Source organism: Crenobacter sp. CS_VA4, assembly GCF_055597485.1.
Map to the genome: position 1 here is coordinate 1 of NZ_JBVMAE010000140.1, position 259 is coordinate 259.

The 259-nt window shown below is 57.5% G+C and carries 1 protein-coding gene; it reads left to right on the forward strand.

Annotated features, from left to right (window positions below; translation table 11 throughout):
- The coding region (locus ACZ2IA_RS23060; protein WP_470294911.1) for a F0F1 ATP synthase subunit delta at positions 1 to 259 on the forward strand (259 nt) is incomplete at both ends.

Below are 259 nucleotides of genomic sequence, written 5' to 3' on the forward strand. Positions count from 1 at the left end.
CGGTTGAGCAATGGACCGAAGCGCTGGGCCGTTTGGCCCAGTCGCTGGATGCTGGCGATGTGCGTGAGTTGATTTCCGCTCCGCAGGTAACCGATGAACAACTCGTCGAGTTGTTCATGGGGATTGCTGCGGTGGAAAACACAAACCTACGGAACTTCCTGAGTCTGCTGGCTGAGTATCGTCGTTTGCCCTTGTTGCCCCAGATTGCTGAACAGTTTGCCGAGCTTCGTGCCGCAGCCGATCAGCGCCTGGACGCAAC